This window comes from Kosakonia sp. S57 (assembly GCF_016516575.1).
Taxonomy (GTDB): domain Bacteria; phylum Pseudomonadota; class Gammaproteobacteria; order Enterobacterales; family Enterobacteriaceae; genus Kosakonia; species Kosakonia cowanii.
On record NZ_JACVUL010000002.1, the window covers coordinates 1 to 26,883 of the forward strand.

The 26,883-nt window shown below is 57.7% G+C and carries 25 protein-coding genes; 9 read left to right on the forward strand and 16 right to left on the reverse strand.

Features of this window, described 5'->3' with window-relative positions:
• Nucleotides 1-210: 210 nt before the first annotated feature.
• The gene (apbC, locus tag IAE48_RS01855) at nucleotides 211-1,320 is read right to left on the reverse strand and encodes an iron-sulfur cluster carrier protein ApbC (protein WP_200133297.1); all 1,110 of its coding nucleotides are present in this window, start codon (nucleotides 1,318-1,320) and stop codon (nucleotides 211-213) included.
• A 165-nt stretch (nucleotides 1,321-1,485) separates the two neighbouring features.
• On the opposite strand from apbC, the gene metG reads away from it, so the two are divergent.
• Nucleotides 1,486-3,516 carry a methionine--tRNA ligase gene (gene metG / locus IAE48_RS01860; RefSeq protein WP_200133452.1) on the forward strand — a complete coding sequence of 677 codons (2,031 nt, stop codon included), beginning with the start codon at nucleotides 1,486-1,488 and terminating at the stop codon, nucleotides 3,514-3,516.
• Nucleotides 3,517-3,605: 89 nt separating this feature from the next.
• Entirely contained in the window at nucleotides 3,606-4,061 is a 456-nt protein-coding gene (locus tag IAE48_RS01865) for a YehR family lipoprotein (protein WP_023479721.1), read from the forward strand.
• Nucleotides 4,062-4,154: 93 nt separating this feature from the next.
• Here the strand turns inward: IAE48_RS01865 and IAE48_RS01870 are convergent, their stop codons facing one another.
• From IAE48_RS01870 to IAE48_RS01880, 3 genes are read right to left on the reverse strand one after another with little or no spacing between them, the layout of a single operon-like run.
• Nucleotides 4,155-4,625 (reverse strand): DUF1456 family protein, encoded by a 471-nt coding sequence (locus tag IAE48_RS01870; RefSeq protein WP_023479843.1) that lies wholly within the window; start codon nucleotides 4,623-4,625, stop codon nucleotides 4,155-4,157.
• Between the two features lie 52 nt (nucleotides 4,626-4,677).
• Nucleotides 4,678-5,397: a two-component system response regulator BtsR gene (gene btsR / locus IAE48_RS01875; RefSeq protein ID WP_200133298.1), complete on the reverse strand. Its 720-nt coding sequence runs from the start codon at nucleotides 5,395-5,397 to the stop codon at nucleotides 4,678-4,680.
• A complete protein-coding gene (locus IAE48_RS01880; protein WP_200133299.1) occupies nucleotides 5,391-7,079 on the reverse strand; it encodes a sensor histidine kinase in 1,689 nt (562 codons plus the stop codon). Before IAE48_RS01880 ends, btsR begins: the two co-directional genes overlap by 7 nt.
• A gap of 219 nt (nucleotides 7,080-7,298) precedes the next feature.
• On the opposite strand from IAE48_RS01880, the gene IAE48_RS01885 reads away from it, so the two are divergent.
• Complete coding sequence (locus IAE48_RS01885; RefSeq protein WP_200133300.1) at nucleotides 7,299-8,033, forward strand: MerR family transcriptional regulator; 735 nt, start codon at nucleotides 7,299-7,301, stop codon at nucleotides 8,031-8,033.
• A 60-nt stretch (nucleotides 8,034-8,093) separates the two neighbouring features.
• Complete coding sequence (locus IAE48_RS01890; RefSeq protein ID WP_023479821.1) at nucleotides 8,094-8,207, forward strand: protein YohO; 114 nt, start codon at nucleotides 8,094-8,096, stop codon at nucleotides 8,205-8,207.
• Here the strand turns inward: IAE48_RS01890 and IAE48_RS01895 are convergent.
• The 5 genes from IAE48_RS01895 to bglX form a co-directional block, all read right to left on the reverse strand.
• Entirely contained in the window at nucleotides 8,182-8,919 is a 738-nt protein-coding gene (locus IAE48_RS01895) for an ABC transporter permease (RefSeq protein ID WP_200133301.1), read from the reverse strand. The genes IAE48_RS01890 and IAE48_RS01895 overlap by 26 nt on opposite strands.
• The gene (locus tag IAE48_RS01900) at nucleotides 8,903-9,850 is read right to left on the reverse strand and encodes an ABC transporter ATP-binding protein (RefSeq protein ID WP_200133302.1); all 948 of its coding nucleotides are present in this window, start codon (nucleotides 9,848-9,850) and stop codon (nucleotides 8,903-8,905) included. Before IAE48_RS01900 ends, IAE48_RS01895 begins: the two co-directional genes overlap by 17 nt.
• A complete protein-coding gene (locus IAE48_RS01905) occupies nucleotides 9,843-10,997 on the reverse strand; it encodes an ABC transporter permease (RefSeq protein ID WP_200133303.1) in 1,155 nt (384 codons plus the stop codon). The genes IAE48_RS01900 and IAE48_RS01905 overlap by 8 nt, the downstream gene beginning before the upstream one ends.
• A 6-nt stretch (nucleotides 10,998-11,003) precedes the next feature.
• A complete protein-coding gene (locus IAE48_RS01910; RefSeq protein WP_124967825.1) occupies nucleotides 11,004-11,921 on the reverse strand; it encodes an ABC transporter substrate-binding protein in 918 nt (305 codons plus the stop codon).
• Between the two features lie 140 nt (nucleotides 11,922-12,061).
• Nucleotides 12,062-14,359 carry a beta-glucosidase BglX gene (gene bglX, locus IAE48_RS01915; RefSeq protein WP_200133304.1) on the reverse strand — a complete coding sequence of 766 codons (2,298 nt, stop codon included), beginning with the start codon at nucleotides 14,357-14,359 and terminating at the stop codon, nucleotides 12,062-12,064.
• Between the two features lie 243 nt (nucleotides 14,360-14,602).
• Between bglX and dld the strand changes: the two genes are divergently transcribed.
• Together dld and IAE48_RS01925 are read left to right on the forward strand one after the other, a co-directional pair.
• On the forward strand, nucleotides 14,603-16,339 hold the full coding sequence (gene dld / locus IAE48_RS01920; protein ID WP_370568927.1) for a D-lactate dehydrogenase: 1,737 nt from the start codon (nucleotides 14,603-14,605) through the stop codon (nucleotides 16,337-16,339).
• 99 nt (nucleotides 16,340-16,438) lie between these two features.
• Nucleotides 16,439-16,993, forward strand: coding sequence for a GNAT family N-acetyltransferase (locus IAE48_RS01925; protein WP_042715932.1), 555 nt, complete (start codon nucleotides 16,439-16,441; stop codon nucleotides 16,991-16,993).
• On the opposite strand, the gene pbpG is transcribed toward IAE48_RS01925, so the two are convergent.
• Together pbpG and IAE48_RS01935 are read right to left on the reverse strand one after the other, a co-directional pair.
• Nucleotides 16,994-17,944: a D-alanyl-D-alanine endopeptidase gene (gene pbpG, locus IAE48_RS01930; RefSeq protein ID WP_094421032.1), complete on the reverse strand. Its 951-nt coding sequence runs from the start codon at nucleotides 17,942-17,944 to the stop codon at nucleotides 16,994-16,996. It abuts the gene before it with no gap.
• A 172-nt stretch (nucleotides 17,945-18,116) separates the two neighbouring features.
• On the reverse strand, nucleotides 18,117-18,704 hold the full coding sequence (locus IAE48_RS01935; RefSeq protein ID WP_094421034.1) for a Yip1 family protein: 588 nt from the start codon (nucleotides 18,702-18,704) through the stop codon (nucleotides 18,117-18,119).
• 158 nt (nucleotides 18,705-18,862) lie between these two features.
• On the opposite strand from IAE48_RS01935, the gene IAE48_RS01940 reads away from it, so the two are divergent.
• Nucleotides 18,863-19,447, forward strand: coding sequence for a DedA family protein (locus IAE48_RS01940; protein ID WP_094422931.1), 585 nt, complete (start codon nucleotides 18,863-18,865; stop codon nucleotides 19,445-19,447).
• On the opposite strand, the gene IAE48_RS01945 is transcribed toward IAE48_RS01940, so the two are convergent.
• On the reverse strand, nucleotides 19,444-20,217 hold the full coding sequence (locus tag IAE48_RS01945; RefSeq protein WP_200133306.1) for an SDR family oxidoreductase: 774 nt from the start codon (nucleotides 20,215-20,217) through the stop codon (nucleotides 19,444-19,446). The two genes, IAE48_RS01940 and IAE48_RS01945, sit on opposite strands and share 4 nt — an antisense overlap.
• Before the next feature lie 88 nt (nucleotides 20,218-20,305).
• Here IAE48_RS01945 and yohP point away from each other — a divergent pair, with 88 nt between their 5' ends.
• Nucleotides 20,306-20,410 carry a small membrane protein YohP gene (gene yohP / locus IAE48_RS01950; RefSeq protein WP_223284180.1) on the forward strand — a complete coding sequence of 35 codons (105 nt, stop codon included), beginning with the start codon at nucleotides 20,306-20,308 and terminating at the stop codon, nucleotides 20,408-20,410.
• A gap of 281 nt (nucleotides 20,411-20,691) precedes the next feature.
• On the opposite strand, the gene IAE48_RS01955 is transcribed toward yohP, so the two are convergent.
• Complete coding sequence (locus IAE48_RS01955) at nucleotides 20,692-21,648, reverse strand: MBL fold metallo-hydrolase (RefSeq protein ID WP_200133307.1); 957 nt, start codon at nucleotides 21,646-21,648, stop codon at nucleotides 20,692-20,694.
• Between the two features lie 72 nt (nucleotides 21,649-21,720).
• Here IAE48_RS01955 and IAE48_RS01960 point away from each other — a divergent pair, with 72 nt between their 5' ends.
• Entirely contained in the window at nucleotides 21,721-22,635 is a 915-nt protein-coding gene (locus IAE48_RS01960) for a LysR family transcriptional regulator (RefSeq protein WP_200133308.1), read from the forward strand.
• 16 nt (nucleotides 22,636-22,651) lie between these two features.
• On the opposite strand, the gene IAE48_RS01965 is transcribed toward IAE48_RS01960, so the two are convergent.
• The 3 genes from IAE48_RS01965 to bglG all read right to left on the reverse strand — a co-directional run bounded on the left by IAE48_RS01965 (nucleotide 22,652) and on the right by bglG (nucleotide 26,868).
• Nucleotides 22,652-24,043 carry a glycoside hydrolase family 1 protein gene (locus tag IAE48_RS01965; RefSeq protein ID WP_200133309.1) on the reverse strand — a complete coding sequence of 464 codons (1,392 nt, stop codon included), beginning with the start codon at nucleotides 24,041-24,043 and terminating at the stop codon, nucleotides 22,652-22,654.
• A gap of 15 nt (nucleotides 24,044-24,058) precedes the next feature.
• Entirely contained in the window at nucleotides 24,059-25,918 is a 1,860-nt protein-coding gene (gene bglF, locus IAE48_RS01970) for a PTS beta-glucoside transporter subunit IIABC (RefSeq protein ID WP_200133310.1), read from the reverse strand.
• Between the two features lie 116 nt (nucleotides 25,919-26,034).
• Entirely contained in the window at nucleotides 26,035-26,868 is an 834-nt protein-coding gene (gene bglG / locus IAE48_RS01975) for a transcriptional antiterminator BglG (protein WP_094422933.1), read from the reverse strand.
• Nucleotides 26,869-26,883: the final 15 nt, after the last annotated feature.

The following is a 26,883-nucleotide window of genomic DNA, read 5'->3' on the forward strand; positions in this document are numbered from 1 at the left end:
GGGATTGACAAGGGGAGCGCGGCCGCTCCCCTTGTCCCGTTCACCGCACCGATGAGTAAAACATTCCGCCGCACGCCTGGTGAACGGAACCATTCCACTAATCCAACCCCATTGCCGGATGGCGCGTAAAACGCTTATCCGGCCTACTCCGTTTCAGCGAATTCGTGCCCGTAGGCCGGATAAGGCGAAGCCGCCATCCGGCATCTTCAATCACACTGCGCGAAACGCGATCTCACCGGGGATGATTTCACCCTGCCAGTAAAGCTGGGCAGCTACGCGACCGGCAAGATTGCGGTAGATAGCGGTGAACTCGCTATCCGGGCGGCTGATCACCGTCGGCGTACCCTTATCGAGATCTTCACGCAGCGAGATATGCAGCGGCATCTGGCCCAGCAGTTGCGTGTGATACTGCTCCGCCAGCTTCTCTGCGCCGCCGGTGCCGAAAATCGGCTCATGGTGACCACAGTTGCTGCACACATGCATGCTCATGTTCTCCACGATTCCGAGCACCGGCACCTCTACTTTCTCGAACATGACAATGCCTTTTTTAGCATCAATCAGCGCGATATCCTGCGGCGTGGTCACGACCAGCGCGCCGGTCACCGGAATGTTTTGCGCCAGCGTCAGCTGGATATCGCCGGTGCCTGGCGGCATATCGAGTACCAGGTAATCGAGATCCGGCCACATGGACTCCTGCAACATCTGCAGCAGCGCTTTGCTGGCCATCGGCCCGCGCCACACCATCGCGTTATCGTCCGTCACCAGGTAACCAATTGAGTTGGTTGCCAGGCCATGAGCGATAATCGGTGCCATGTGCGTGCCGTCTGGCGAGGTCGGACGCTCATTTTCCGCGCCCAGCATCATCGGGATCGACGGGCCATAGATATCGGCATCGAGAATACCGACTTTCGCCCCTTCCGCAGCCAGCGCCAGCGCAAGGTTAACGGCGGTAGAGGATTTCCCTACCCCGCCCTTGCCGGAGCTGACGGCGATAATATTCTTCACGCCATTAACGCCCGGCTGGTTTTTCACCCGCTTCAGGGTGGCGATATTGTGCGATAGCTTCCAGTCGATGGCGCTCGCACCGGTCAGACGCAGCAGTTCGGCGCTGCACTGCGCTTTCAGCTCTTCGAAAGCGCTGCTCCAGACGAACGGCATCAGCAATTCGACATGCAGCGTCTCATCCAGCCATGCAACATGGTGGACGGCTTTCAGCGCTGTCAGGTTATGTTTGAGGGTGGGGTGCTGAAAATCGGCCAGCGTCCCGGTGACAATTGCCCGTAAGGCTTCCGGGGATTTGGCCTGGGATTGCGAACTCATCCCGACTCCTTTGTAGTTGTTCTGAAAACGACATTTGTAGCGCTCAAGTTTACCCCAAAGGGAATAATTATCCATTTATGGATTAATGCCCTTATCGCTTGGCGCGATTGTTACCCTTTTGGTAATATCGAAAACCCTTTTTCTCAAGAAGATGTAATGCCAACTATGACTCAAGTCGCGAAGAAAATTCTGGTAACGTGCGCGCTGCCGTACGCCAACGGCTCCATCCACCTCGGCCATATGCTGGAGCACATCCAGGCTGATGTCTGGGTCCGTTACCAGCGAATGCGCGGCCACCAGGTCAACTTCATCTGCGCGGACGATGCCCACGGCACGCCGATTATGCTGAAAGCACAGCAGCTGGGGATCACCCCGGAGCAGATGATTGGCGAAATGAGTCAGGAGCATCAGACCGATTTTGCTGGCTTCGACATCAGCTACGACAACTACCACTCAACGCACAGCGATGAGAACCGCGAGCTGGCCGAGCTTATCTACACCCGTCTGAAAGAGAACGGGTTTATTAAAAACCGCACCATCTCCCAGCTCTACGATCCGGAAAAAGGCATGTTCCTGCCGGACCGCTTTGTAAAAGGCACCTGCCCGAAATGTAAAGCGGCGGATCAGTATGGCGATAACTGCGAAGTGTGCGGCGCGACCTACAGCCCGACCGAGCTGATTGAGCCGAAGTCGGTGGTCTCCGGCGCGACGCCGGTGATGCGTGATTCCGAGCACTTCTTCTTCGACCTGCCGTCGTTCAGCGAAATGCTGCAGGCGTGGACCCGCAGCGGCGCGCTGCAGGAGCAGGTGGCGAACAAAATGCAGGAGTGGTTCGAATCCGGTCTGCAACAGTGGGATATCTCCCGCGATGCGCCCTACTTCGGCTTTGAAATTCCGGGCGCGCCGGGCAAATATTTCTACGTCTGGCTGGATGCGCCGATTGGCTATATGGGCTCGTTCAAAAACCTGTGCGACAAGCGCGACGATCTCAACTTTGACGACTGGTGGAAAAAAGATTCCGACGCCGAGCTCTATCACTTTATCGGTAAAGATATCGTCTATTTCCACAGCCTTTTCTGGCCGGCGATGCTGGAAGGCAGCGGTTTCCGCAAGCCGACCAACCTGTTCGTGCACGGCTATGTAACGGTTAACGGCGCGAAGATGTCCAAATCGCGCGGCACCTTTATTAAAGCCAGCACCTGGCTGAACCATTTTGATGCCGACAGCCTGCGCTACTACTACACCGCCAAGCTCTCGTCGCGCATTGATGATATCGACCTCAACCTGGAGGATTTCGTCCAGCGCGTGAACGCCGATATCGTTAACAAAGTGGTGAACCTGGCCTCGCGTAACGCGGGCTTTATCGCTAAACGCTTCGACGGCGTGCTGGCATCAGAGCTGGCCGATCCGGCGCTGTATAAAACCTTTACCGATGCCGCCGCCGCCATTGGCAGCGCGTGGGAGAGCCGCGAGTTTGGTAAAGCGGTGCGCGAAATCATGGCGCTGGCCGACGTGGCGAACCGCTATGTTGATGAGCGAGCACCGTGGGTTGTCGCGAAGCAGGAAGGGCGCGATGCCGATTTGCAGGCCATCTGCTCAATGGGTATCAACCTGTTCCGCGTACTGATGACCTGGCTGAAACCGGTTCTGCCATCGCTGGCCGCGCGCACCGAAGCGTTCCTCAACACCACGCTGACGTGGGATGCGATTAACGAACCGCTGCTCGGCCATAAAGTGAATCCGTTTAAAGCGCTCTATAACCGCATCGAGATGAAACAGGTGGAAGCGCTGGTGGAAGCGTCGAAAGAGGAAGTCAAAGCCGCTGCCGCACCGGTAACGGGCGAGCTGGCTGACAACCCGATTCAGGAGACCATCACTTTTGACGATTTCGCCAAAGTCGATATGCGCGTGGCGCTGATTGAGAACGCCGAGTTTGTCGAAGGCTCAGATAAGCTGCTGCGCCTGACGCTCGATCTTGATGGTGAGAAGCGCAACGTCTTCTCCGGCATTCGTTCCGCCTACCCGGATCCGAGCGCGCTGATTGGCCGCCTGACGGTGATGGTGGCTAACCTCTCACCGCGCAAAATGCGCTTTGGCATCTCGGAAGGGATGGTGATGGCAGCGGGTCCTGGCGGCAGCGATATCTTCCTGCTCAGCCCGGATAGCGGTGCAAAAGCGGGCCAACAAGTTAAATAAAAAATAAGGCGCTGAATTCAGCGCCTTTTTCTATACTGTTATACGCAGTCTTACAAAACATTACCTCACATGGAAAATAGGGGATTATCGTGAAATTCAGCAAAATCATTGCAGCACTCTTTTCTGTCGCTTTAGTTGTTGGCCTGACCGGCTGTGGTGATAAAGAAGAGAGCAAGACCTTTACCTGGGCGACAGGCGGCACGGAAGTGACGCTGACTTACTACTACAAGGGTGATGAAGTAGAGCGTCAGACCGCGAAGAACAAAATCGAATACTCCTCTATTGGCGCGAAAACCAAAGAAGAAGCGATGAAAGTTCTGGATCCGATTAGCAAAAAATACCAGAGCGTGAAAGGCGTGAAAGAGAGCGTAGCGTATGAAGAGACCTATGCTCAGGAGACGCTGGAAGTTGACTACAACGAAGTGGACTTCGCTCAGCTGAACAGCCTGCAGGGTTCTGAATTTACCGGCACGGTTAACGGTAAAATCAGCATGAAGCAGTCAGAAGAGTTGCTGAAAGCGCGCGGCTTTAAAGAAGTCAAATAAGTCGTTTACTGCCCGGTAGCACTTTGTCTGCCGGGCTAATTAAACCGCATCACCTCGCGTGTATGCGGTTTTTTTATCGGCTAAAAACGCCCGTTAACTCTTTGGTTTCTGCCCACGTGCTGCCAGCCCGCGCAGGAAGTAGCGCAAAAACTGGTCGCCGCATTCGCGGAAATTCTTATGCTCCGGCGAGCGCATCATGGCGGTAATTTCCGGCATTGAGACGCGGAACTGCTGCTCGGTGAGGATCGCCAGAATATCGTCGGTCTTTAACGAGAAGGCGATGCGCAGCTTCTTCAGCACGATATTGTTATTGAGCTTGCGCTCCATGGCGAGCGGCGGCGCACTCTCATCTTTGCCGCGCTTCTCATAAATCAGCCCATTAAGAAACGCCGACAGCACAATATCCGGGCAGGGTTTATACCCCTCCTCATCCTCTTTACGCAGCCACGGAACCAGCTGTTCAGCCGTGACTTCAGTGTCCGCCAGCGCCAGAATGCGCACCAGCGCGGTGTTGTCGACCTGCAGGGTGTAACGCAGGCTGCGCAGGATATCGTTATTTAGCATGTCTCTTTCCGAAATGATGAACCAGCGCGCAGTGTAGGCATCGCGCAGGAATTTACAACCCCAACGCCTCTTTTAAATTTTTCAGATAGCGTCGACTCACCGGCACCGTCAGCCCGTCGCGCAGCAGCAGCTCGGCCTGGCCATTATCCTCAAGGCGGATCTCCTTAAGAAAAGCCATATTAACAAGATATTGTCGGTGGCAGCGCACCAGCGGCGTGCGGCTCTCCAGCGTGCGCAGCGTCAGCTCGGTAAAGCCCTCTTTGCCTTCGTGGCTGGTGACATAGACGCCGCTCATCCGGCTGCTGACAAACGCCACCTCCTCCATCTGCAGTAACCAGATGCGGCTATGCCCGGTGCAGGGGATAAACTTCAGCGGCTGTTGATTTTCCGCCAGCAGCGACACATCCTGCACGCCGCGATCCTGACGTAAGCGGTTGAGAGTCTTCGCCAGCCGTTGCGTTTCAATCGGCTTGAGCAGGTAGTCAAAAGCGTGCTCTTCAAACGCCTGCACCGCATACTCATCAAAAGCGGTGAGAAACACGACGTAGGGCCGGTTGCCGGGATCGAGCATACCGACCATCTCCAGCCCGCTGATGCGCGGCATCTGGATATCAAGAAACAGCACGTCGGGGCGCAGTTTATGCACCGCGCTAATTCCTTCAATGGCGTTACCGCACTCACCCACCACCTCGATATCGCGCTCTTCCTGCAGCAGACTGCGTAACATTTCCCGCGCCAGCGGTTCATCATCAACAATCAGCACTCTTAACATGCCTCTTCCTCCAGAGGGAGTCGTAAGGTAATGCGGGTAAAAAGATCCGGCTCGCAGGCAATGCTGATGCCGCACTCGTCACCAAAACGGGCGCGCAGCCGCTTATCCACCAGGCTCATCCCTAAGCCACCGGCATCGTTTTTCGGCTGATAAAGCCCGGCGTTATCCTCAATATCCAGCACCATATGCTGCGACTGCTGGCTGGCACGCAGCGTGATCTCGCCCACGCCCAGCAGCTGAGACGTGCCGTGTTTAATCGCGTTTTCGACTATCGGTTGCAGCGTGAAAGCGGGCAAGTGTAAGTGCGCCAGCGCTTCCGGCACCTCAAGCCGTACCTGCAGCCGCGCCTGAAAGCGCGCTTTTTCAATCTGCAAATAGGCATTCACATGCTCAATCTCATCCGCAAGGGTGACGATTTCTGCGGGGCGTTTCAAGTTCTTACGAAAAAAGGTCGAGAGATACTGCACCAATAGCCCGGCCTCATCGCTGTCGCGGCGGATCACCGCTTTAATGGTGTTGAGCGCGTTAAACAGGAAGTGCGGATTAACCTGCGCGTGCAGGAGTTTGATCTCCGACTGGGTCAGCAGCGCTTTTTGCCGCTCATACTGCCCGGCGAGGATCTGCGCCGAGAGCAGCTGCGCAATCCCCTCCCCCAGCGTGCGGTTGATGGAGCTAAAGAGGCGGTTTTTCGCCTCATAAAGTTTGATAGTACCGACCACGCGCTGGTTTTCACCGCGCAGCGGGATCACCAGCGTCGAGCCGAGCTTGCACTGCGGGTGCAGCGAGCAGCGGTACGGCACCTCATTGCCGTCGGCGTAGACCACTTCGCCGGTCTCAATCGCTCGCTGCGTCCAGACGGAGGAGATAGGCCTTCCCGGCAGATGGTGATCGTCCCCCGCGCCGGTAAAGGCTAATAGCCGTTCGCGATCGGTGATCGCCACCGCGCCGATATCCAGCTCCTGATAGAGCACCTGCGCCACCCTCATGCTGTTCTCTTCATTAAAGCCCTGGCGCAGAATCCCTTCGGTGGAGGCCGCCACTTTCAGCGCCGTGGCGGAAAACGCCGAGGTGTATTTCTCAAACATGGCGCGCTTGTCGAGCAGGATGCGCATAAACAGCGCCGCGCCGACGGTATTGGTCACCATCATCGGCGCGGCGATGCTCTGCACTAAATGCAGCGCGCTTTCAAAGGGACGGGCAATCAGCAGGATGATCACCATCTGTAACAGCTCCGCCACGCAGGTGACCGCCCCGGCGGTAAAGGGATTGAACACGCGGTCGGTACGCCCGCGCTTGATAAGAAAACTGTGCACCAGCCCGCCGAGCAGCCCTTCGATAAAGGTCGAGAACATGCAGCTCAGTGCGGTCATGCCGCCCATTGAGTAGCGGTGCAATCCGCCGGTCAGCCCCACCAGCCCGCCGACCAGCGGGCCGCCAAGCAGGCCGCCCATCACCGCGCCAATCGCACGGGTATTGGCGATGGAGTCTTCAATATGCAGACCGAAATAGGTGCCGAGAATACAGAAAATGGAGAAGGTGACGTAACAGAGCAGCTTGTGCGGCAGGCGCACGGTGACCTGAATCAGCGGAATAAAGAGGCGCGTTTTGCTCATCAGCCAGGCGATCACCAGAAACACACACATCTGCTGAAGCAGCAGCAACACCAGATTGAACTCGTACATACCCGCCACACCGCATCACATAAAGCGCGTAACATACAGCGAGTCGGCGATGGTTTCTTCGACAGAGGTTAAAAAAAGAGAAATTCGTGCTCTGAGTCACATATTGTGCCTGGGTATGCGCAGTTATGAATAAAGAGTAAACAAAACGTTACTGTTGTTGTCTTCACCCCTAAGAAAGGTCTACAGTTATACCGGCATTCGGGAAGCAAAGGAGAGATCATGGCGCTTTACACTATCGGTGAAGTTGCTCTGTTATGCGATATCAACCCCGTCACACTGCGTGCGTGGCAACGCCGCTACGGTTTGTTAACCCCGCAACGCACGGATGGCGGCCACCGGCTCTTCAGCGAGGCGGACATCGATCGTATTCGTGAAATCCAGCACTGGGTTGAATCGGGCGTGCAGGTGAGTAAAGTCCAGGCGCTGCTGGCGAACAGCAGCGACAAGCGTCACTACGTCTGGCAAAGCCATCAGGAGCGGGCGATGCATCTGCTGCAACAGCGAGATGGCAACACCCTCCAGCAGTGGCTAAGCGAGCTGATGCGCGACCACCCGGCAAAAACGCTGGCACAGCAGTTGATTAACCCCTTACGCGCACGCTTGCAGGGCACGCGCCCCGCTTATCAGGCAAAGCTTAGCCTGCTGGATGGCATTCTGATTAGCCTGATAGCCGACAACTTATCGGCGTCGCGGCAGCAGGCGCATGGCCGTCCGGCGCTGGTGGTCGGCTGGGGTGTCCAGGACAGCACGCGGATGTGGATTGAAGGCTGGATCGCCAGCCAGCAGGAGTGGCAGGTCGGCATTCTTGCGCACCCGTTCACTCAGTTTCATCCGGAGATGTTCAAAGGTAAGATGCTGCTGGTGTGGTGCGGCGACTCCCCCTCCTCCGCGCAACAGCAGCAGTTGCAGGCCTGGCAGGAGACGGGGCATCAGGTGTGGCTTCTCGGCATTTAATGTTTCATTAACAACTCACAATGCCTTTATAATGCCGGCCTCACTTAAAAGGAGCCTGAGATGAAGCCTGGTAAAATTCTTGTCATCGCGATCTTTCTGCTGATGGCCATCGGCGGGATCGGCGGCGTAATGCTGGCTGGTTATTCGTTTATCGTGCGCGGCGGTGCCGGTTGAGCCGCAGCGCCAGCCGTTCAAAGCCCCGATCGACAATGATTGCCGCCAGCGCCACCAGCACTGCCCCCTGCACAATATAGGCCGTATTAAACCCGCTCAGGCCGATGATGATCGGCGTTCCCAGCGTGCTTGCACCGACCGTAGAAGCAATGGTTGCCGTACCGATATTGATAATCACCGACGTGCGAACCCCGGCGACAATCAGCGGTGCGGCCAGCGGCAACTCCACATTACGCAACCGCTGCCAGCCGCTCATGCCCATCCCCTGCGCCACGCTCTGTACGCTTGCCGGAACCGCAGCGATCCCCGCCAGCGTCCCCTGTAAAATGGGCAGCACGCCATACAGCACCAGCGCAATAATGGCGGGCGCTTTGCCAAAGCCCATCACCGGCACCGCAATCGCCAGCACCGCCACCGGCGGAAAGGTCTGCCCGACGGCGGCAATAGTTTCTGCCAGCGGGCGAAACTCTTCCCCACCGGGTCGCGTTACGGCAATACCGACGCCCATGCCAATCGCTACCGCAATAACGCTTGAGAGCGCGACCAAAGAGAAGTGGGCAAGGGTCAGCGCGACAAAGCTCTCCTGCAGATAGACCGGGCGCGGCAGTTGCGGAAAGAGCGCGCTAAACAGCGGCGCGCTGTGAGGCAACCACATCAGCAGCGCAATAAACAGCGCCAGCAGCCAGAGCAGCGGATCACGCAATATTTTCACGGCCCGCCTCCCCGCGTAACAGATCGCGGAAATGGAGGCTGCCGCAGGGCTGCCCATAGGCATCCTGCACTGGCAACACCTCGCAGCGCTGGGCGACAAACGCGGAGAGCGCCTCGCGCAGGCTCATCTGTGCCTGCAACGGCTCGCCGTGGCTGACCGTTTCATCACGCAGATAGTCGCTCACCTGGCGCAGAGAGAGCAGGCGCACGCCCAGCTCGCTGCGGCCAAAAAATTCGCGCACAAAGTTATTCTGCGGCGCGGTCAGCATCTCCAGCGGCGTCCCCTGCTGCACGACGTTGCCGCCATCCATCAAAACCAGGTGATCGGCTAACTGCAACGCTTCATCAATATCGTGGGTCACCAGCACAATGGTGCGCCCGAGCAGACGGTGAATGCGCACCATCTCCTGTTGCAGGGCGCTGCGGGTGACCGGGTCGAGCGCGCCGAAGGGTTCATCCATCAACAGCACTTCCGGGTCGGCGGCCAGCGCGCGGGCAACGCCAACACGCTGCTGCTGCCCGCCGGAAAGCTGGTGTGGAAAACGATCGCGCAGCCCCGGCTCCAGCCCGAGCAGCGCCATCAGTTCCTCCACCCGCGCCTCGCGTTTGCCGCGCGACCACTTTTGCAGTTGCAGCACGGTGGCGATGTTCTGCGCCACCGTCCAGTGGGGGAAAAGCCCAATCGATTGAATGGCGTAGCCCATACGGCGGCGCAGTTCGAGCACCGGCAGGCTGCGGATCTCCTCTCCGGCGAAGGTGATTGTCCCCTCGTCGTGTTCGACAAGGCGGTTAATCATCTTCAGGGTGGTCGATTTTCCCGAGCCGGAGGTGCCAATCAGCACCGAAAACGCGCCGGTTTTCATCTGCAAATTGAGCTGATTAACCGCCCGCTGCCCGGCAAAAGTTTTGGAAACGTTGTGAAATTCAATCATGGTGTTTTACCTTCAACAGCGCGAGGGCAAGATCAAACAGGGCGTCAATCACCACCGCCAGGCCGATAACCGGGATCACCCCGAGCAGCACCAAATCCAGCGCGCTGCTGAGCAGCCCCTGGAAGACCAGCGCGCCAAAGCCGCCTGCGCCAATCAGCGCGGCGATCACCGCCATGCCAACCGTCTGAACCGCCACCACCCGCAGGCTGCGCAGTAATAGCGGCAGCGCCAGCGGAATCCGCACTTGCCAGAAGCGCTGCGCAGCGCTCATGCCCATCGCCTGCGCGCTCTCCAGCACGTCGGCAGAGACCTCATTCAGTCCGGCAACCACGCCGCGCACCAGCGGTAACAGCGCGTAGAGGATCAGCGCAATCAGCGCCGGGGTGATGCCAGTACCGGCAATGCCTATCGATGCGAGCCACGGGAAGTGCTGCGCCAGCCCGGCCAATGGTGCAATCAGCAGGCCAAACAGCGCCACCGAGGGGATAGTCTGGATAATGTTGAGCGCGGTAAAGACCGGCCCCTGCCGCGCCGGATGGCGATAACACCACAGCCCGAGCGCGAAACCGATGGCTAATGCCGGGAGCAGCGTGCCGAACAGCAAGGTTAAGTGCTGCGCCAGCGCGTCATCAAACACCTCCTGGCGGTTGCGGTACTCATGCAGCAGCGAGAGGTTATCCAGCTCGCCGCTAAGCAGCAGCCAGAGCGGCAACAGCCAAATCTGCACATGCAGCAGCCAGCGCCACACCGGGTGAGCAACAAGGCGGCGAATGGCATCGCTACAGGCGAGCAGGCTGAGCGCCAGCCATAGCCATAAGCCGCTACCGGGCGAGGTACGCGCCAGCGCGCTGCCGCTCTGCGCCAGATCCGTTGCCGCGCGGCCTGCGCTCCACACCAGTAGGCAGAAGAGAAGTTCAGCCAGCAGCAGCGTTGCCGCCTGCGCACTGCGCCCCGGTATAAAGCAGAGGATCAGCAGAAGCGCGGGCGCAAGCAGCCACAGGCCGCTAAACAGCTGCCACAGCGCGCGCCCTTCGCCGGAAACCAGCCGGTTTGGCGCATAGTTGATAAACGGCAGCCACGCCGCCAGCCCTCCCAGCACAACCAGCAGCAGCAGCACGCGGTTGTGGCAGCGTTTCGATCCCTCCATCACGCCTTATTTCACCAGGCCTTTTTCTTTCAGGTAGTCCGCCGCGACTTTCTTCGCATCCAGCCCCTCCACCGCGATGCTGGCATTCAGCTTTTGCAGGGTCTTCTCATCGAGGCTGGCAAAGACCGGCTTCAGCCAGCTATCCAGCTCCGGGTAGGCTTTCAGCACCGCTTCACGCACCACTGGCGTCGGGGCGTAGATCGGCTGTACGCCTTTCGGATCGCTTAATGTCTGTAAGCCGAGCGCCGCCACCGGGCCGTCGGTGCCGTAAGCCATCGCAGCGTTAACGCCGGATGTTTGCTGCGCCGCCGCTTTAATGGTCACTGCGGTATCACCACCAGCCAGCGACAGCAGCTGATCCTGCTTCAGATCGAAGCCGTAGGCTTTTTCAAAAGCAGGCAGCGCATCGGCACGCTCAATAAACTCTGCCGACGCGGCCAGTTTGAACTCGCCACCGTTTTTCAGGTAACGGCTGAGATCGTCGAGGGAGGTGAGTTTGTTCTTCTGCGCCAGATCCTGACGTACGGCGATGGTCCAGGTGTTATTGGCCGGTGCAGGCGTCAGCCAGATAAGCTTGTTCTTCTCAGCATCGAGTTTTTTCACCTTCTCGTAGCCCTGCTGCGCGTTTTTCCACGCCGGATCGTTCTCCTCTTTAAAGAAGAACGCACCGTTGCCGGTGTACTCCGGGTAGATATCCAGCTCCCCAGAAGTAATCGCGCCGCGCACTACCGGCGTGGTGCCGAGTTGCACTTTATTGACGGTTTTTACGCCGTGGCTCTCCAGCACCTGCAAAATGATATTGCCCAGCAGCGCCCCTTCGGTATCGATTTTCGATCCCACTTTGATCGGTTCTGCGGCCTGCAACGGTAAGCTTACGGCGGCGATTAGCGCCACTGAGCAGGCAAGTTTTCGGCTGAGTGTCATAATTTATCCCTCATTTTTTTACTGCCTTTATCAGCAGCTTGAGAAAAAAGCGTAGCTGAAAAATAGCGACGCGAAGGTGAAGCGGTGCGAAACGGTAAAGCGGGTATTAAAAAAGGCCGGTTGCCCGGCCTGATGAGTGGTTACTTTAATTCAAATTCGCCCTGGTTGACTCGAGCGGAGTCGACGCCGATAAAGACGTTGAACTTGCCCGGCTCGGCGTCGTACTTCATGCGCTGGTTCCAGAACTTGAGCGCGTCGACATCGATCGGGAAGCTGACGGTCTGCGTCTCACCCGGCTTCAGGTTGACCTTCTTAAAGCCGCGCAGCTGTTTCACCGGGCGGCTCATCGACGCAGTGACATCCTGCACATACATCTGGATCACCGTCGCCCCTTCGCGCTTGCCGGTGTTGGTCACCTCGACGCTTGCATCCACGCTGCCACCGCGGATCAGGGTCGGCGCAGACATCTTCACATCCGACACTTTGAAAGTGGTGTAACTCAGACCATAGCCAAAGGGATAGAGCGGGCCGTTAGCTTCATCAAAGTAGCGGGAGGTGTATTTGTTCGGGTTATCGGCGTTATAAGGACGGCCGGTATTCAGGTGGCTGTAATAGACCGGGATCTGCCCCACGGAGCGCGGGAAGGACATCGGCAACTTGCCGGAAGGGTTGTAGTCGCCAAACAGCACGTCGGCGATGGCGTTGCCGCCTTCGGTACCGGCAAACCACGTTTCGAGGATAGCGTCAGCCTGCTGATCCTCTTTCACCAGCGCCAGCGGACGCCCGTTCATCAGCACCAGCACCAGCGGCTTGCCGGTCGCTTTCAGGGCGGTAATCAGATCGCGCTGGCTCTGCGGAATGGTGATATCGGTGCGGCTGGAGGCTTCGTGCGCCATCCCCTGCGCTTCACCGACTACCGCCACCACGACGTCAGATTTCTTCGCTGCGGCTACCGCTTCGTCGATCATTGCCTGCGGAGAGCGTGGATCAACCACCACCGCCGGTTCATAGAGGTTAAGGAAATCAACAATGCCTTTATCGTTGGTGATATTCGCCCCTTTGGCGTAGATCACCTCGCCTTTGTCCTTCAGCGCGTCACGAATACCGGTCAGCACGGTGACCGACTGATCGGCAACCCCGGCGGCAGACCAGCTGCCCATCGAGTCGCGCTTGCTGTCCGCCAGCGGCCCAATCACCGCCACGGTGCCCGATTTTTTCAGCGGCAGCGTTTCCAGACGGTTTTTCAGCAGCACCATACTTTCGCGCGCCACTTCCCGCGCCTCTTTGCGGTGCAGACGGCTTTCGGCGTTGGTGTCCTGCGGGTCGCTCTCTTTCGGCCCTAAGTGGCTGTAGGGATCGTTAAACAGCCCCATATCATATTTGACGTTCAGCACATGGCGCGTGGCGTCATCCAGCTCCGCCATCGTCACCTTACCGGATTTGATCAGCCCCGGCAGGTATTTGCTGTAGTACTCATCGCTCATGCTCATGTTGATGCCGGACTTCAGCGCCACGCGCACGGCATCTTCCGGATCGGCGGCGGTGCCGTGTTTGATCAGCTCCTTAATCGCGCCGTGATCGGAAATGGTGATGCCTTTAAAGCCCCACTCATCGCGCAGCAGATCTTTAAGCAGCCACGAATCGGAGGAAGCCGGTGTGCCGTTCAAAGAGTTAAGCGCCACCATTACCCCGCCGCTACCGGCGTCGAGTGCCGCTTTGTAGGGCGGCATATAGTCGTTGAACAGACGCTGCGGGCTCATGTCGACGGTGTTGTACTCTTTACCACCCTCCACTGCGCCATACGCGGCGAAGTGTTTGACGCTGGTCATCACCGAGTAGCGATCAGCCGGGCTTTTGCCCTGCATCGCTTCCACCATGGTGCGGCCCATTTCAGAGGTCAGGAAAGTATCTTCCCCGAAGCCTTCCGAGCCGCGTCCCCAGCGCGGATCGCGCGAGACGTCGACCATCGGTGCCCAGGTCATATTCAGGCCATCATCGGCGGCTTCATAAGCGGAGACGCGTCCGACGGTTTTCACCGCGTCGAGGTTAAAGCTGGAGGCGAGGCCAAGGCTGATTGGGAAAACGGTGCGCTGACCGTGCACCACATCGTAGGCAAAGAAGAGAGGAATTTTCAGGCGGCTAAGCTGCATCGCCTGGTCCTGCATGGCACGAATGTCCTGGCGGGTGACGGTGTTAAAAATAGCCCCGACCTGGCTTGCTTTAATCATCTCGCGGATCGCCTCTTTCGGGTTATCCGGCCCGACGCTTATCAGGCGCAGCTGGCCTATTTTCTCATCCACGGTCATCTTTTTAAGCAGGTCAGTGACAAAGGCGTCCCTGGCTTGCGGCGTCAAAGGATGGTTAGCAATCATCTCTTCGGCCAGCGCGGGTTGCAGCGCAAGGCTCACAGCGACACCTACAGAACATAGCCATTTCATGTCGTTTACTCTCTTGTATTTTCAGCAAAAACCGCGGTAACGGGCCGCGGAAAAACGCAGTGTGCCATAATCCTGGCACGTCTTGCAGCGCCAGGCTCTGATTTTTATGTTAATTCGCTCCCCTTCGGGCCTCCTCTGGAGCTAACATTAGTAACGAAATATTCACAATATCATTCACGCAGCCTGCAACCGGCGTGAAGCAGAGCATCCTTTTTATTCATGCTTCGCCACAAGGAGTGGATCGTGACCCAGTCAAATAACACTTTCATTAACGAACTCAAACGATTAGTAGGTGCTTCTCACCTGCTTACCGATCCGGCCAAAACCGCCCGCTACCGTAAAGGTTTCCGCTCCGGCCAGGGCGATGCGCTGGCGGTGGTCTTTCCCGGCACGCTGGTTGAATTATGGCGCGTTCTTAACGCCTGCGTGATTGCCGACAAAATTATTCTGATGCAGGCGGCAAATACCGGCCTGACGGAAGGCTCGACGCCGAACGGCAATGATTACGACCGCGATATCGTCATTATCAGCACCCTGCGCCTCGACAAACTGCACCTGCTGGATAATGGCGAGCAGGTGCTGGCCTACCCGGGCACCACGCTCTACTCGCTGGAAAAAGCCCTCAAACCGCTGGGACGCGAGCCGCACTCGGTGATTGGCTCCTCCTGCATTGGTGCGTCGGTGATTGGCGGTATCTGCAATAACTCCGGCGGATCGCTGGTGCAGCGCGGCCCGGCCTACACCGAGATGTCGCTATTTGCGCGCATTGACGATCAGGGCCGTCTGCAACTGGTCAATCATCTGGGCATTAAGCTTGGCGAAACGCCTGAACAGATCCTCGGCAAACTGGATGACGATCGTATCAACCCGAGCGATGTGCTTCACGACCAGCGCCACGGCCACGATCATGATTACATCAACCGCGTGCGCGATGTTGAAGCCGAAACCCCGGCGCGCTATAACGCCGACCCCGATCGCCTGTTTGAATCCTCCGGCTGTGCGGGCAAGCTGGCGGTATTTGCCGTGCGTCTCGACACCTTCCCGGCAGAAGCGCGCCAGCAGGTGTTCTATATCGGCACCAACCAGACTGCGGTGTTGACGGAGATCCGCCGCCATATTCTGGCCGATTTCGACCACCTGCCGGTCGCCGGGGAGTATATGCACCGCGATATTTACGATATCGCCGAGCGCTATGGCAAAGACACCTTCCTGATGATCGACAAGCTCGGCACTGACAAGATGCCGCTCTTTTTCAATATCAAAGGGCGCACCGACGCGCTGCTCGATAAAGCGACGGTGTTTAAACCGCACTTTATCGATCGTTCATTGCAAAAAATCAGTGGTCTCTTCCCTTCGCACCTCCCCTCACGCATGAAGGAGTGGCGCGATAAGTATCAGCACCATCTGCTGCTGAAGATGTCCGGCGGCGGCATTGATGAGGCGCAAAACTGGCTGAAGGCCTTTTTCGCTGACGCCGAAGGGGACTTCTTTGTCTGTACGCCGGAGGAAGGGAGCAAAGCGTTTCTGCACCGATTTGCCGCCGCCGGGGCCGCGATCCGCTATCAGGCGGTGCATGCCGACGAGGTGGAGGATATTCTGGCGCTCGACATCGCCCTGCGCCGCAACGACACTGAGTGGTTTGAGCACCTGCCGCCAGAGATTGACAGCCAGCTGGTGCACAAGCTCTATTACGGCCACTTTATGTGCCACGTTTTCCATCAGGATTACATTGTTAAAAAAGGCGTCGATGTGCACGCCCTGAAGGAGCAGATGCTGGCACTGCTGGCGCAGCGCGGGGCGCAATATCCCGCCGAGCATAACGTCGGTCATCTCTATGAAGCGCCGGATGCGCTGAAACGTTTTTATCGGGAAAATGATCCGACTAACAGCATGAACCCCGGTATTGGCAAGACCAGTAAGCGCAAATTCTGGCAGGAGGCAGCTCAGGCAGAGCATCCCGCCGATCCGGCGATAAAGTAGCCCCTCGCCGTTTTGTGCTGCGCGCGCCTTTCGTAATAGAGTAGCGACAGCGCCAGAGAATCCTCTCTCTGGCGCGTTGCGTTGAAAGGAGCGCGCCCGATGTCAGCTGTTGATATTCTCTCTGGTCCTGCGGTCGAGGTGCGTGACGCCCGCCCCGACGATGTACACGCCATTGCCTCCCTCTACGCCTGGCACGTGCTGAATGGCCGCGCCTCGTTTGAAGAAGTGCCCCCCACGATTGATGAGATGCGCAGCCGCATGAGCAAGCTCGCCGCCGACGGGTTGCCGTGGCTGGTAGCGCTCTTTCACGGCGTGATTGTCGGCTACTGCTACGCCGGTTTTTATCGCCCGCGTCCGGCTTATCGCTACACCCTTGAAGAGTCGATTTATGTCGATGCCAGCATGACCGGGCGCGGCATCGGCTCGACGCTGCTTGGCGCGCTGATCGCCCGCTGTGAAGAGGGGCCGTGGCGGCAACTGATCGCGGTGATTGGCGACGGGCATAACAATGCCGGTTCGCTAAGAGTGCATAAAAAACATGGATTTGAAGTGGCCGGACAGCTGCGCAGCGTCGGCTATAAGCAGGGAGACTGGCGGGATACGTTGATTATGCAGCGTCCACTCAACGACGGTGACTGGACGCTGCCGGAGTAATTAATCGTTCTGCGCGGTCAGTTCGCCCGCCGAGCCTGGCGGCGTTTGTGCCATCTGCGCCGCTTTCTGGCGCTTATAGCTTAACGCGGCAGCGGGCACCGGCTGGGCTTTGCCGGTCTCAATCCAGGTACGCAGGCGGCTGGCATCGGCAAAGTGGGTATATTTGCCAAAGGCATCCATCACCACCAGCGCCACCGGTTTGTTGCCAATCAGCGTGCGCATTACCAGGCAGTGGCCCGCAGCGTTGGTAAAGCCGGTTTTCGTCAGCTGAATATTCCAGTTATCGCGGTAGACCAGATGGTTGGTGTTGCGAAACGGCAGCGTATAGGCCGGATTAGCAAAGGTCGCCATCTCTTCGCGCGTGGTGCTGAGCTGGCCAATCAGCGGGTACTGTTTGGTGGCGATCAGCAGCTTGCTTAAATCGCGGGCGGTGGAGACGTTCTGGATCGACAAGCCGGTCGGCTCGACGTAGCGCGTATGGGTCATGCCCAGCGCGCGCGCTTTGGCGTTCATCGCGGCGATAAAGGCTTTATAGCCGCCGGGATAGTGGTGCGCGAGGCTTGCGGCCGCGCGGTTCTCCGACGACATCAGCGCCAGCAGCAGCATATCTTTGCGGCTGATCTCACTGTTCAGCCGCACGCGGGAGTAGATCCCTTTCATCTCTGGCGTCTGGCTGATATCGACTTTTAATTTTTCATCCAGCGGCAGGCGCGCATCCAGCACCACCATCGCGGTCATCAACTTGGTAATAGACGCAATCGGGCGCACCAGATCGGGGTGGCTTGAGTAGATCACCTTATTGGTTTGCAGATCGACAATCATCGCGCTGCCGGAGGCGATTTCCGGCTGGGCTGCGGCAACCGCAACGGCTGTTTTTGCCTGCGCCATCGGCGCGAAGGGCGCACTCAGTGCAAGGGCCAGGCTTAAAAGAGAGACTCGAAATTTCTGCATGGTAAGGCTTCTGAAAATTATTCACGCGCGTTATAACGCACACCGCTTCTGTTCATGAGAGTTATAACAGGGCTGGCTCTGGCATAATAGCCGCCGCGCAGGGTTGCCGCCAGAGAAGAATCGTTGCGAGAAATTGCGTTGCCAGCAGGGTGTGCCAGCAACGCCGGGAGAGTTAAAACAGGCGGTAGCCGTAACCCCAGAGGATCACCGTCAGCGCCAGCAGGATCTCCAACAGCAGTACGCCGATGGCAAGCGTCGAGCTGGAGAAGTTGAGTCCCTCTTCCTTGTTGATGTTAAGGAAGGTTGGGATGCCGACATAGAGCAGATAACCGGTGTAAAAGAGCGCGACGGTGCCGACCAGCGCGCAGAGCCACACTAGCGGATAGAGCGCCACAATACCGCTGAGAAACATCGGGGTTGCGATATAACCGGCAAACACCATGCAGCGCGCCAGCGACGGACGCTGCGGATAGTTACGCGCCATCCACCAGATAACGCGCCCCATCACCGCGACGCCCGCCAGCATCAGGCCATAAAAGAGAATTGCCAGGTAGAAACCGGTAGATAAGGACAGAGGCACGACAACATTCTCGCCGAAGCTCCAGCCAAACTGCGTGGTACCAATAAATGCACAGATTACGGGAATGGCCGCCATGATAAGCACATGGTGGGTGTAGTGGTGCGAAACGGTCTCGTTTTCGCGTTTGATCACCTGCATTTCACGATCGGGATGGGACAGGAGTCCCCAGACATGGTTCATAACGCCCCCTCACTGAAAGCCCGAACATCGAGCTGTAAGTATACGTCACTTTTATGATTATTTTTTGTACAGCAGAAAAAAGCCGAAATGATTGAACGCAGCGCAAAGCCGGATGCAGGTATATGCTTAAAGACGTTTTACAGGAGGATGTAATGACACTGGATATCAATCAGCTTATTAGCCAGTATGGCTACGCCGCGCTGCTGGTCGGCAGCCTCGCCGAAGGCGAAACCATCACCCTGCTTGGCGGTGTGGCGGTGCATCAGGGGCTGCTGCGCTTTCCGCTGGTGGTGCTCGCGGTTGCCATGGGGGGCATCATTGGCGATCAGTTGCTCTACTTTGTTGGCCGCCGCTATGGCGTTAAAATTTTGCGCCGCTTCACCCGCTACCGCGGCAAGATCCATCAGGCGCAGGCGCTTATTCGCCGTCACCCCTATCTGTTTGTGATTGGTACACGCTTTATGTATGGCTTTCGTATTATCGGGCCGATATTGATTGGTACCAGCCATTTAAAACCGAAAATCTTTCTGCCGCTGAATATCTTAGGCGCGTTTATCTGGGCACTGATCTTTACCACGCTGGGTTATGTTGGCGGGGAAGTGATTACGCCGTGGCTGGAGTCCTTCGATCAGCATGCGAAGCGCTGGATCTGGGTGGTTATTGCCATTGCGCTGGTCTTCTGCCTGCGGTGGTGGTTTCGCCACCGCAGGAAAAAACGTGAAGAGAATCCGGGCGATAACTAAGCTTTTTGCGGTTTGAACTGCGGGTTTGCCAGCATAAAGCCGCCATCAATGATAAACGACTGGCCGGTGGTGTAGCTGGCATCATCGGCGCAGAGCCAGGCGACCATGCTGGCGATCTCCCGCGTTGTGCCCGGTCGCGCCAGCGGGATGTTCGGCATCGAGCCGGGTTTCGCATCATCATCGCTCATGTTGTTCATCGGCGTGGCGATGGCACCGGGCGCAACAGCATTAACCAGAATGTTGTGCGGCACCAGTTCCAGCGCCATTGATTTCGTCAGCCCTCCAAGCGCATGTTTTGCCGCGGTATAGGCAGTCGCTTCCGGCAGCGGCGTGTGCTCGTGAACGGAAGTGATATTGACGATGCGCCCGCCCTGCCCCTGCTTAACCATATGACGGGCAGCGATCTGCGAGCAGAGAAACGCGCCATCGACATCGACAGTGAAAATACTGCGCCAGTCCTCAAAAGTGAGATCGAGAAACGGGGCTTTGCTCATCGCACCGGCGTTATTGACCAGCGCGTCGATACGCCCGAAGCGGGCAATAAGGGTTTCAATCGCCTGCGCGCCCTCCGGCAGATGGCTGAGATCAAGCTGGATGGTCTCAGCCCGGCGGCCAAAAGCTTCTACTTTTTGCGCTGTCTCCTGCGCGCCGCGCTCATCCGAGTGCCAGGTAATGCCAATATCAAACCCCCGCTCTGCCAGCATCAGCGCGCTCTGCTTGCCGATGCCCGAGTCTGCGGCGGTGACGATTGCTACTTTGTTTGCCGACATGCGCTTCTCTCCGATTATTTAATAAGCAGTTAAGTATAGAAAAAAGGCGCAATGTTGAGAGATTGACTAGGCTTGCTGTAACTAACACATGAGAAGGAAGACGAAAATGATGAAATTTTTACTTTGGGCGATCCTGATTATTTTCCTGATTGGCCTGCTGGTGGTAACCGGCGTCTTTAAGATGATTTTCTAAGACCCCTGCCGGATGGCGGCTTCAGCGGAATGACTCGGGTGTTGTAGGCCTGATAAGCGAAGCGTCATCAGGCATTGCGACATTGCCGGATGGCGGCGAAGCCTTATCCGGCCTACCAAATCCAGGCCCGGTGCGCGTTTACGTCACCGGGCTTTTTGTTGTAGGCCTGATAAGCGAAGCGCCATCAGGCATTACGACATTGCCGGATGGCGGCGAAGCCTTATCCGGCCTGGGAAATCCAGGCCCGGTGCGCGTTAATGCCACCGGGCCTTTTGCAAATGTTACTCGCCCTTCGCGCTGTAATTGATTGGCACCCAGCGATAACCGTTCCCGGCTTTTATCACTTTGCCAATTCCGGGGAAGGCGATATGCGCCGCCGCTACCCAGTCACCTTCACGCGCCACCTGCGCAAGCACCTTCTCGCGCGTTGCCACCGCCTGCTTACGATCGACATCAAAATGAATCGCCACTTTGGGGTCGGGCAGTTGCACTGGCTGAGCGTGAATAATGTCACCCCACAGCATCACGGTTTTTCCGCCGTGCGTAACGCGGTAGATCACGCTGCCAGGCGTATGTCCGGCTGCCGGGATCGCCTCAATGCCGGGGAGGATTGTTGTTGGCGCATGGAACGTGCTTAGCTTACCGGCATCGATCACCGGGCGTAGCGAGCGTTCCGATTCGGCAAAGGTGTGGCGTTGCCCCTCCTCTACCTCCGACTCCCGCTTCGGATTAAGCCACAGATCGACATCGCGCTGGTCGACGCGCACGGTGGCATTCGGGAACGCCGGTTTGCCATCACGCTGCACACCACCGGAGTGGTCGCCATGAATATGGGTGAGCAGCACCAGATCAATGGCGGCCGGATCGATCCCCGCAGCGCGCAGATTCTCCGGCAGATGCCCGCCCGCATCGCCCATCAGCGCTCCGGCACCTGTATCGACCAGAATCAGCTGCTTACCGGTGTTGATGACAAAGGCGTTGATGGAGGTTTCGGCCTGCACTGCCATATTGGCCTGCGCCATCTGCGTCTGTAAGCGCTGCGGCGTGATATTGATCAGCAGCTTGTCCAGCGGCACCTTAACCGTCCCATCCGAGACGGCAGTGAGTTGCCAGTCACCCAATGCCATCCGGTAGTAGCCCGGCGCCTGAGCCTGCTGGGTGGAAAGCGGCGTGGCGATGGCGTGTTGCATAGTCAGCCCGGCGGCAGTAAGCGCCAGCAGTAGCGGATAATATTTCATTATTTCTCTCCTGTTTTGCATTGCGCCAGTATGCTTCGCCCGCTACTATCACTCCAATTGATTGGAGTAATAGTGACTATCAAAGAGAATGATTTCCGCAAGATCGATCTGAACCTGCTGATCGCTTTTGCCGTGCTTTATCGCGAGCAGAGCGTCTCTGCGGCAGCGGATAAATTGCATCTGGGGCAGCCAGCGGTGAGCGGCGTGCTGTCGCGCCTGCGTACGCTGTTTGACGATCCGCTGTTTATTCGCAGCGGTCATAAAATGCAGCCCACCGCCCGCGCCAGCGAACTGCACAGTGAACTGCTGCCGCTGCTGGAGCAGTTGCAGAGCGCACTGTTTCAACAGGCGGCGTTCGATGCGCAAACCGCAAAGGCGACGCTGACGCTGGGCATGGCGGACTGGGTCGAGATATGGCTGATGCCGAAGCTGATTCCGGCGCTGATGCAGCATGCGCCCGGCATCCGCCTGAACGTGGTGGCAAGCGATCCCTTCAGCGATGCCACACGGCTTGAGGGCGGAGAAATGGATATGGCGGTCAGCGTCGCGGTTGGCGGGCCGCGCTGGCTGGAGCGCGAAGTGTTAACCACCATGCCGTTTGCCACCCTGTGGCATCCGCAGCAGTTAACACTCAGCGCGCCGCTGGATGTGCAGACCTTTGCCGCGCAGCGACATTTGATGGTCAGCTATCGCGAAGCGAGCAGCAGCCATTTTGATACCCTGCTGGCAAAAAGCGGCTATCAGCGGCAGATCCACTACACCACGCCGCACTTCGCCGCGCTGCCGGGTTTACTGGAGACGATGCCCGCACTGGCAACGGTGCCCGCCGGGCTGGCGGATGAGTGGCAGCGCACCCGTGGATTGATGCGCAGCCCGTTACCGCTCGATGCGGAACTAATTGAAGTGGCCATGCTCTGGCATCAGCGCCACAGCAGCGATCCGGCGGTGATGTGGCTCAAAACCTTTATCGCTGCGCTTATCGTCTGACGCTCTGCCAGGGCGTTTACTCCAGGTTCGCGCCGTTGCTGGCGATCACATCGCGATACCAGAAGAAGCTCTTCTTGCGGCTGCGCGCCAGCGTGCCGCTGCCATCATCTTCGCGATCAACGTAGATAAAACCGTAGCGCTTGGAGATTTCCGCTTTCGAGGCGCTCACCAGATCGATAGGCCCCCAACTGGTGTAGCCCAGCATCTCGACGCCATCTTCAATCGCTTCACGCACCTGAAGCAGATGGTCGTTCATGTAGGCGATGCGGTAATCATCATGAATGCTGCCGTCCGCCTCCACATGATCCTTCGCGCCCAGCCCGTTCTCAACAATAAACAGCGGCTTCTGCCAGCGATCCCACATCATATTCAGCAGCGTGCGCAGGCCAAGCGGATCGATCTGCCAGCCCCACTCGGAACTGGGCAGATGCGGATTCGGCACCATGCTGAGAATATTGCCGCGCAGCTGCTCGTTAAGCGCTTCATCGGCGGTGACGCAGCCGCTCATGTAGTAGCTGAAGGAGATGAAATCGACCGTGGTGCGCAGCGCTTCGCGATCCGCGTCGGTGATCTCAATCTCAATGCCGTTATCACGGAAGTAGCGCAGCATATAGCCGGGATAGGCCCCGCGGCACTGTACGTCGCCAAAGAAGGCCCAGCTACGGTTCTGCTGCAGCGTCTCAAACACATCTTCCGGCTTACAGCTGAGTGGATACATCAGCCCGCCGAGCAGCATATTGCCGATTTTGGCGTCCGGGATAATCTCATGGCACGCTTTAACCGCCAGCGCACTCGCCACCAGCTGATGGTGAATCGCCTGGTAGACTTCCGCTTTGCTGCTGCTGTTGGGCAACCCGACGCCGGTCATCGGCGCATGGAGCGACATATTGATCTCATTGAAGGTGAGCCACAGCTTCACTTTGTTTTGATAGCGGCTAAATACCGTGCGGGCATAGTGTTCAAAGCAGCGGATCGTCTCCCGGCTGCCCCAGCCGCCGTACTCTTTGACTAATCCCCACGGCATTTCGTAGTGCGACAGCGTCACCAGCGGCGTGATGCCGTGCTCTGCGAGCTCGTCAAACAGGTCGTCGTAAAATGCCAGCCCCGCTTCATTCGGCGTACTCTCATCGCCGTTAGGGAAAATACGCGTCCAGGCGATGGAGATACGCAGGCAGTTAAAGCCCATTTCGGCAAACAGGGCGATATCTTCCGGGTAGCGGTGGTAGAAGTCGATCGCCACATCTTTCAGCGCGCTGTCGCCCTCCTGGCGCTCAACAAGCTCCCCAAATACGCCGTTCGGCTGCATATCGGATGTCGAAGGCCCTTTGCCATCCTCCTGCCATGCGCCTTCAACCTGATTGGCGGCAATGGCACCGCCCCATAAAAATCCTGCTGGAAATGCTTTCATTCTCTTCTCCTTTGATTACACGGCTACCGCCAGAAGCGGTTTCCCGGCCTGAACAGAGGTGGGTGCCACGTTATTTACGCTGGCAAAGTTTTCGCTATTACTGATGATAATGGGCGTGGCGAGATCGAAGCCGGCTTCAAGGATCGCGGCGCGATCGAATTCAAGCAGCAGATCGCCTGGCTCCACTCTGTCGCCGACGCTGACATGCGCGGTGAAGGGTTTCCCGTCCAGCTTGACGGTATCGATACCGACATGGATCAACATCTCTACCCCGCTATCGCTGAGCAAACCAATCGCATGTTTGGTTTCAAACAGTGAGGCCACTTCTCCGGCAAACGGTGCGACGACCCGGCAGTCCACCGGAATAATCGCCACGCCATCCCCCAGCACACCGCTGGCGAAGGTGACATCCGTCACCTGGTCCAGCGCCAGCACGCTGCCGCTCATCGGTGCCAGCAGCGTCATCCCATCTGTATCTGGTTTTTGCGCAGGTGCCGCAACGGCTGCCGGTGCTTTCGGCAGCCCGGCAATGCAGGTCAGCAGTAATGCCAGCATAAACGACGCTGCGCTGCCGACAATACCGCCCCACAGCGTGGCGTCGATGCCGCCCGGCGGGATCATCTGAGCAAAAGAGAAAACGTTCGCCATGCCGAAGGAGTAGGTGTGTGTGCCGCTAAAACCGACAATTGCTCCCCCCAGCGAGCCGCCCAGGCAACCAAAAATAAACGGACGGCGCAGCGGCAGGGTTAAGCCATAGACCGCCGGTTCAGTGATGCCGAAAATCCCCGCCGCCACGGCTGAACCCGCCAGCGTTTTTTGCTGTTTGTCACGGCTGCGCAGAAAAATACCCAGCGTAGCGCCCACCTGACCAAGCACCGCAGGCAGCAGGATCGGCAGCATTGAGTCCTGACCAAAGACGGCCATGTTGTTGATCATCAGCGGCACTAATCCCCAGTGCAGACCAAATATCACGCACACCTGCCATAGTGCACCCATCGCGCCACCCGCCAGCCAGGGAGAGAGGGTGTAGATGGCCTGATAACCATTCGCCAGCCCCTGACTCAGCCACGTGGCAACCGGGCCGATAATCAAAAAGGTGAGCGGCACAGTGACGGCGATGCAGAGCACCGGCGAGAAGAAGTTCTTCACGGCTGAGTGCAAAAAGCGGTTGCCCTGCTTCTCCAGCCAGCAGCTGACCCATGAGGCGAGAATAATCGGGATCACCGAGCCGCTGTAGTTGAGAAAGGTGACCGGAATGCCGAGGAAGGTTTCGCTCACCGCCCCGCTCATCTGCGCAGCGTCAAAGGCGGCGATCATCAGCGGATGGGTTAACGCTCCGCCAATTGCCATGGTGATAAACGGGTTGCCGCCAAATTTTTTCCCGGCGGTATAACCCAGCACCAGCGGGAAGAAGAAGAAGAGCGCATCGCTGGCGGCGAACCAGATTTTATAGGTGCCGCTCTCTGGCGTCAGCCAGTTGCAGACCACCGCCAGCGCCAGAATGCCTTTCAGGATCCCGGACGCGGCCAGAATGCCGATAAAGGGGGTAAATATGCCCGAGATAATGTCGATCAAACGGCTAAAGAGCGAACTTTTGTCATCGCTTGCAACGACCGGCGCATCCTCCTTTAGCCCGGCCGCGTCGCATACCGCCAGCCAGACGTCGTGCACGTGGTTGCCGATCACCACCTGAAACTGTCCGCCGCTCTCCACGACCATGATGACCCCGGGCTCTTTTTTTAGCCCGTCGGCATCGGCCTTTTTCATCTCTTTGAGTTTAAAGCGTAACCGCGTAGCGCAATGCACCACGCTGCTGATGTTCTCCTTGCCGCCAACGTGGCTGAGAATGACGTTCGCCAGCGTTTGATAATCCATGCTTGTGTCCTTACCTCTTGTGTCTGAGTAAAAAAAAACCTGAGCCACGCCACCTTGCGGCGACGGACTCAGGTTTTGCCTGCACACGTTAATGCAGTAACAACCCATAGGTGCAGTTAGCGCTGCTCTTTCCTCACGCGCTCGATATGGAGCGCGAGAAACATTGTCTCTTCGCTGGTCAGCCGCCGCTGATAGGTGCTGGCCAGGTGAAGCGCCACTTTCTCGGCGCACTTCCACGCCAGCGGGTAGTTATCTTTCACCGCCTGGTGGAGGCTGAGATCGTCGTCGTCAACCACCGTGCTGTTCAGCATGCGCTGGGAGAAGAACTTCAGATGGGTTACAAAGCGCTGATAGCTCAGCCCCTCTTCGTCATACTCCAGCTTTAACTGATACTGCACGATATGCAGGATCTCCTGCATCGCACGGGTGATATGCATCACCTCCGGCATCGCGCTGTTTAACTGTGCCGTCACCAGATGCAGCGCAATAAAACCCGCTTCATCTTCCGGTAGCGTCACACCGAGCCGCCTGGCGATGATCGCGCGCGCTTCATGCCCGAGCGCGAACTCTTTCGGGTAGAGACGCTTGATCTCCCACAGCAGCCCGTTGCGGATAAGCAGCCCTTTTTTCTGCCGCTCGATGGCGAAGTAGCAGTGATCGGTGAGCGTGATATAGAGGCTCTCCTGCAACTTCCCCAGCCGTTCGCTGGCCAGCGCAATAATGCGATCGCAGGTGGTCATCACCTCCAGCGGGATCTGATTGAGCAGCTCACCCAGGCGGCGCACCAGATCGTCGCTTTGCAGTGCGAAGACCTTTTCAATCGCGCCCTCGTCGAGCCGATCGCCGGGACGCTTCTGAAATGCGATACCGCGCCCCATCACCACCTGCTCGCGCTGCTGCTCGTCCAGCACCACGGCGACGTTATTGTTTAATATTTTGGCGATACGCATGCCGCCCGCCGGAAC

Coding starts and splice junctions, on each gene's coding strand:
- IAE48_RS01945 (WP_200133306.1), bottom strand. CDS start 20,217: ATGTCGGCAAACAAAGTAGCAATCGTCACCGCCGCAGACTCGGGCATC.
- pbpG (WP_094421032.1), bottom strand. CDS start 17,944: ATGCAGAAATTTCGAGTCTCTCTTTTAAGCCTGGCCCTTGCACTGAGT.
- metG (WP_200133452.1), top strand. CDS start 1,486: ATGACTCAAGTCGCGAAGAAAATTCTGGTAACGTGCGCGCTGCCGTAC.
- bglF (WP_200133310.1), bottom strand. CDS start 25,918: ATGGATTATCAAACGCTGGCGAACGTCATTCTCAGCCACGTTGGCGGC.
- IAE48_RS01935 (WP_094421034.1), bottom strand. CDS start 18,704: ATGAACCATGTCTGGGGACTCCTGTCCCATCCCGATCGTGAAATGCAG.
- IAE48_RS01925 (WP_042715932.1), top strand. CDS start 16,439: ATGTCAGCTGTTGATATTCTCTCTGGTCCTGCGGTCGAGGTGCGTGAC.
- IAE48_RS01900 (WP_200133302.1), bottom strand. CDS start 9,850: ATGATTGAATTTCACAACGTTTCCAAAACTTTTGCCGGGCAGCGGGCG.
- IAE48_RS01965 (WP_200133309.1), bottom strand. CDS start 24,043: ATGAAAGCATTTCCAGCAGGATTTTTATGGGGCGGTGCCATTGCCGCC.
- bglG (WP_094422933.1), bottom strand. CDS start 26,868: ATGCGTATCGCCAAAATATTAAACAATAACGTCGCCGTGGTGCTGGAC.
- btsR (WP_200133298.1), bottom strand. CDS start 5,397: ATGTTAAGAGTGCTGATTGTTGATGATGAACCGCTGGCGCGGGAAATG.
- IAE48_RS01890 (WP_023479821.1), top strand. CDS start 8,094: ATGAAGCCTGGTAAAATTCTTGTCATCGCGATCTTTCTGCTGATGGCC.
- IAE48_RS01955 (WP_200133307.1), bottom strand. CDS start 21,648: ATGAAATATTATCCGCTACTGCTGGCGCTTACTGCCGCCGGGCTGACT.
- bglX (WP_200133304.1), bottom strand. CDS start 14,359: ATGAAATGGCTATGTTCTGTAGGTGTCGCTGTGAGCCTTGCGCTGCAA.
- apbC (WP_200133297.1), bottom strand. CDS start 1,320: ATGAGTTCGCAATCCCAGGCCAAATCCCCGGAAGCCTTACGGGCAATT.
- IAE48_RS01880 (WP_200133299.1), bottom strand. CDS start 7,079: ATGTACGAGTTCAATCTGGTGTTGCTGCTGCTTCAGCAGATGTGTGTG.
- IAE48_RS01870 (WP_023479843.1), bottom strand. CDS start 4,625: ATGCTAAATAACGATATCCTGCGCAGCCTGCGTTACACCCTGCAGGTC.
- IAE48_RS01885 (WP_200133300.1), top strand. CDS start 7,299: ATGGCGCTTTACACTATCGGTGAAGTTGCTCTGTTATGCGATATCAAC.
- yohP (WP_223284180.1), top strand. CDS start 20,306: ATGAGAAGGAAGACGAAAATGATGAAATTTTTACTTTGGGCGATCCTG.
- IAE48_RS01905 (WP_200133303.1), bottom strand. CDS start 10,997: ATGGAGGGATCGAAACGCTGCCACAACCGCGTGCTGCTGCTGCTGGTT.
- IAE48_RS01910 (WP_124967825.1), bottom strand. CDS start 11,921: ATGACACTCAGCCGAAAACTTGCCTGCTCAGTGGCGCTAATCGCCGCC.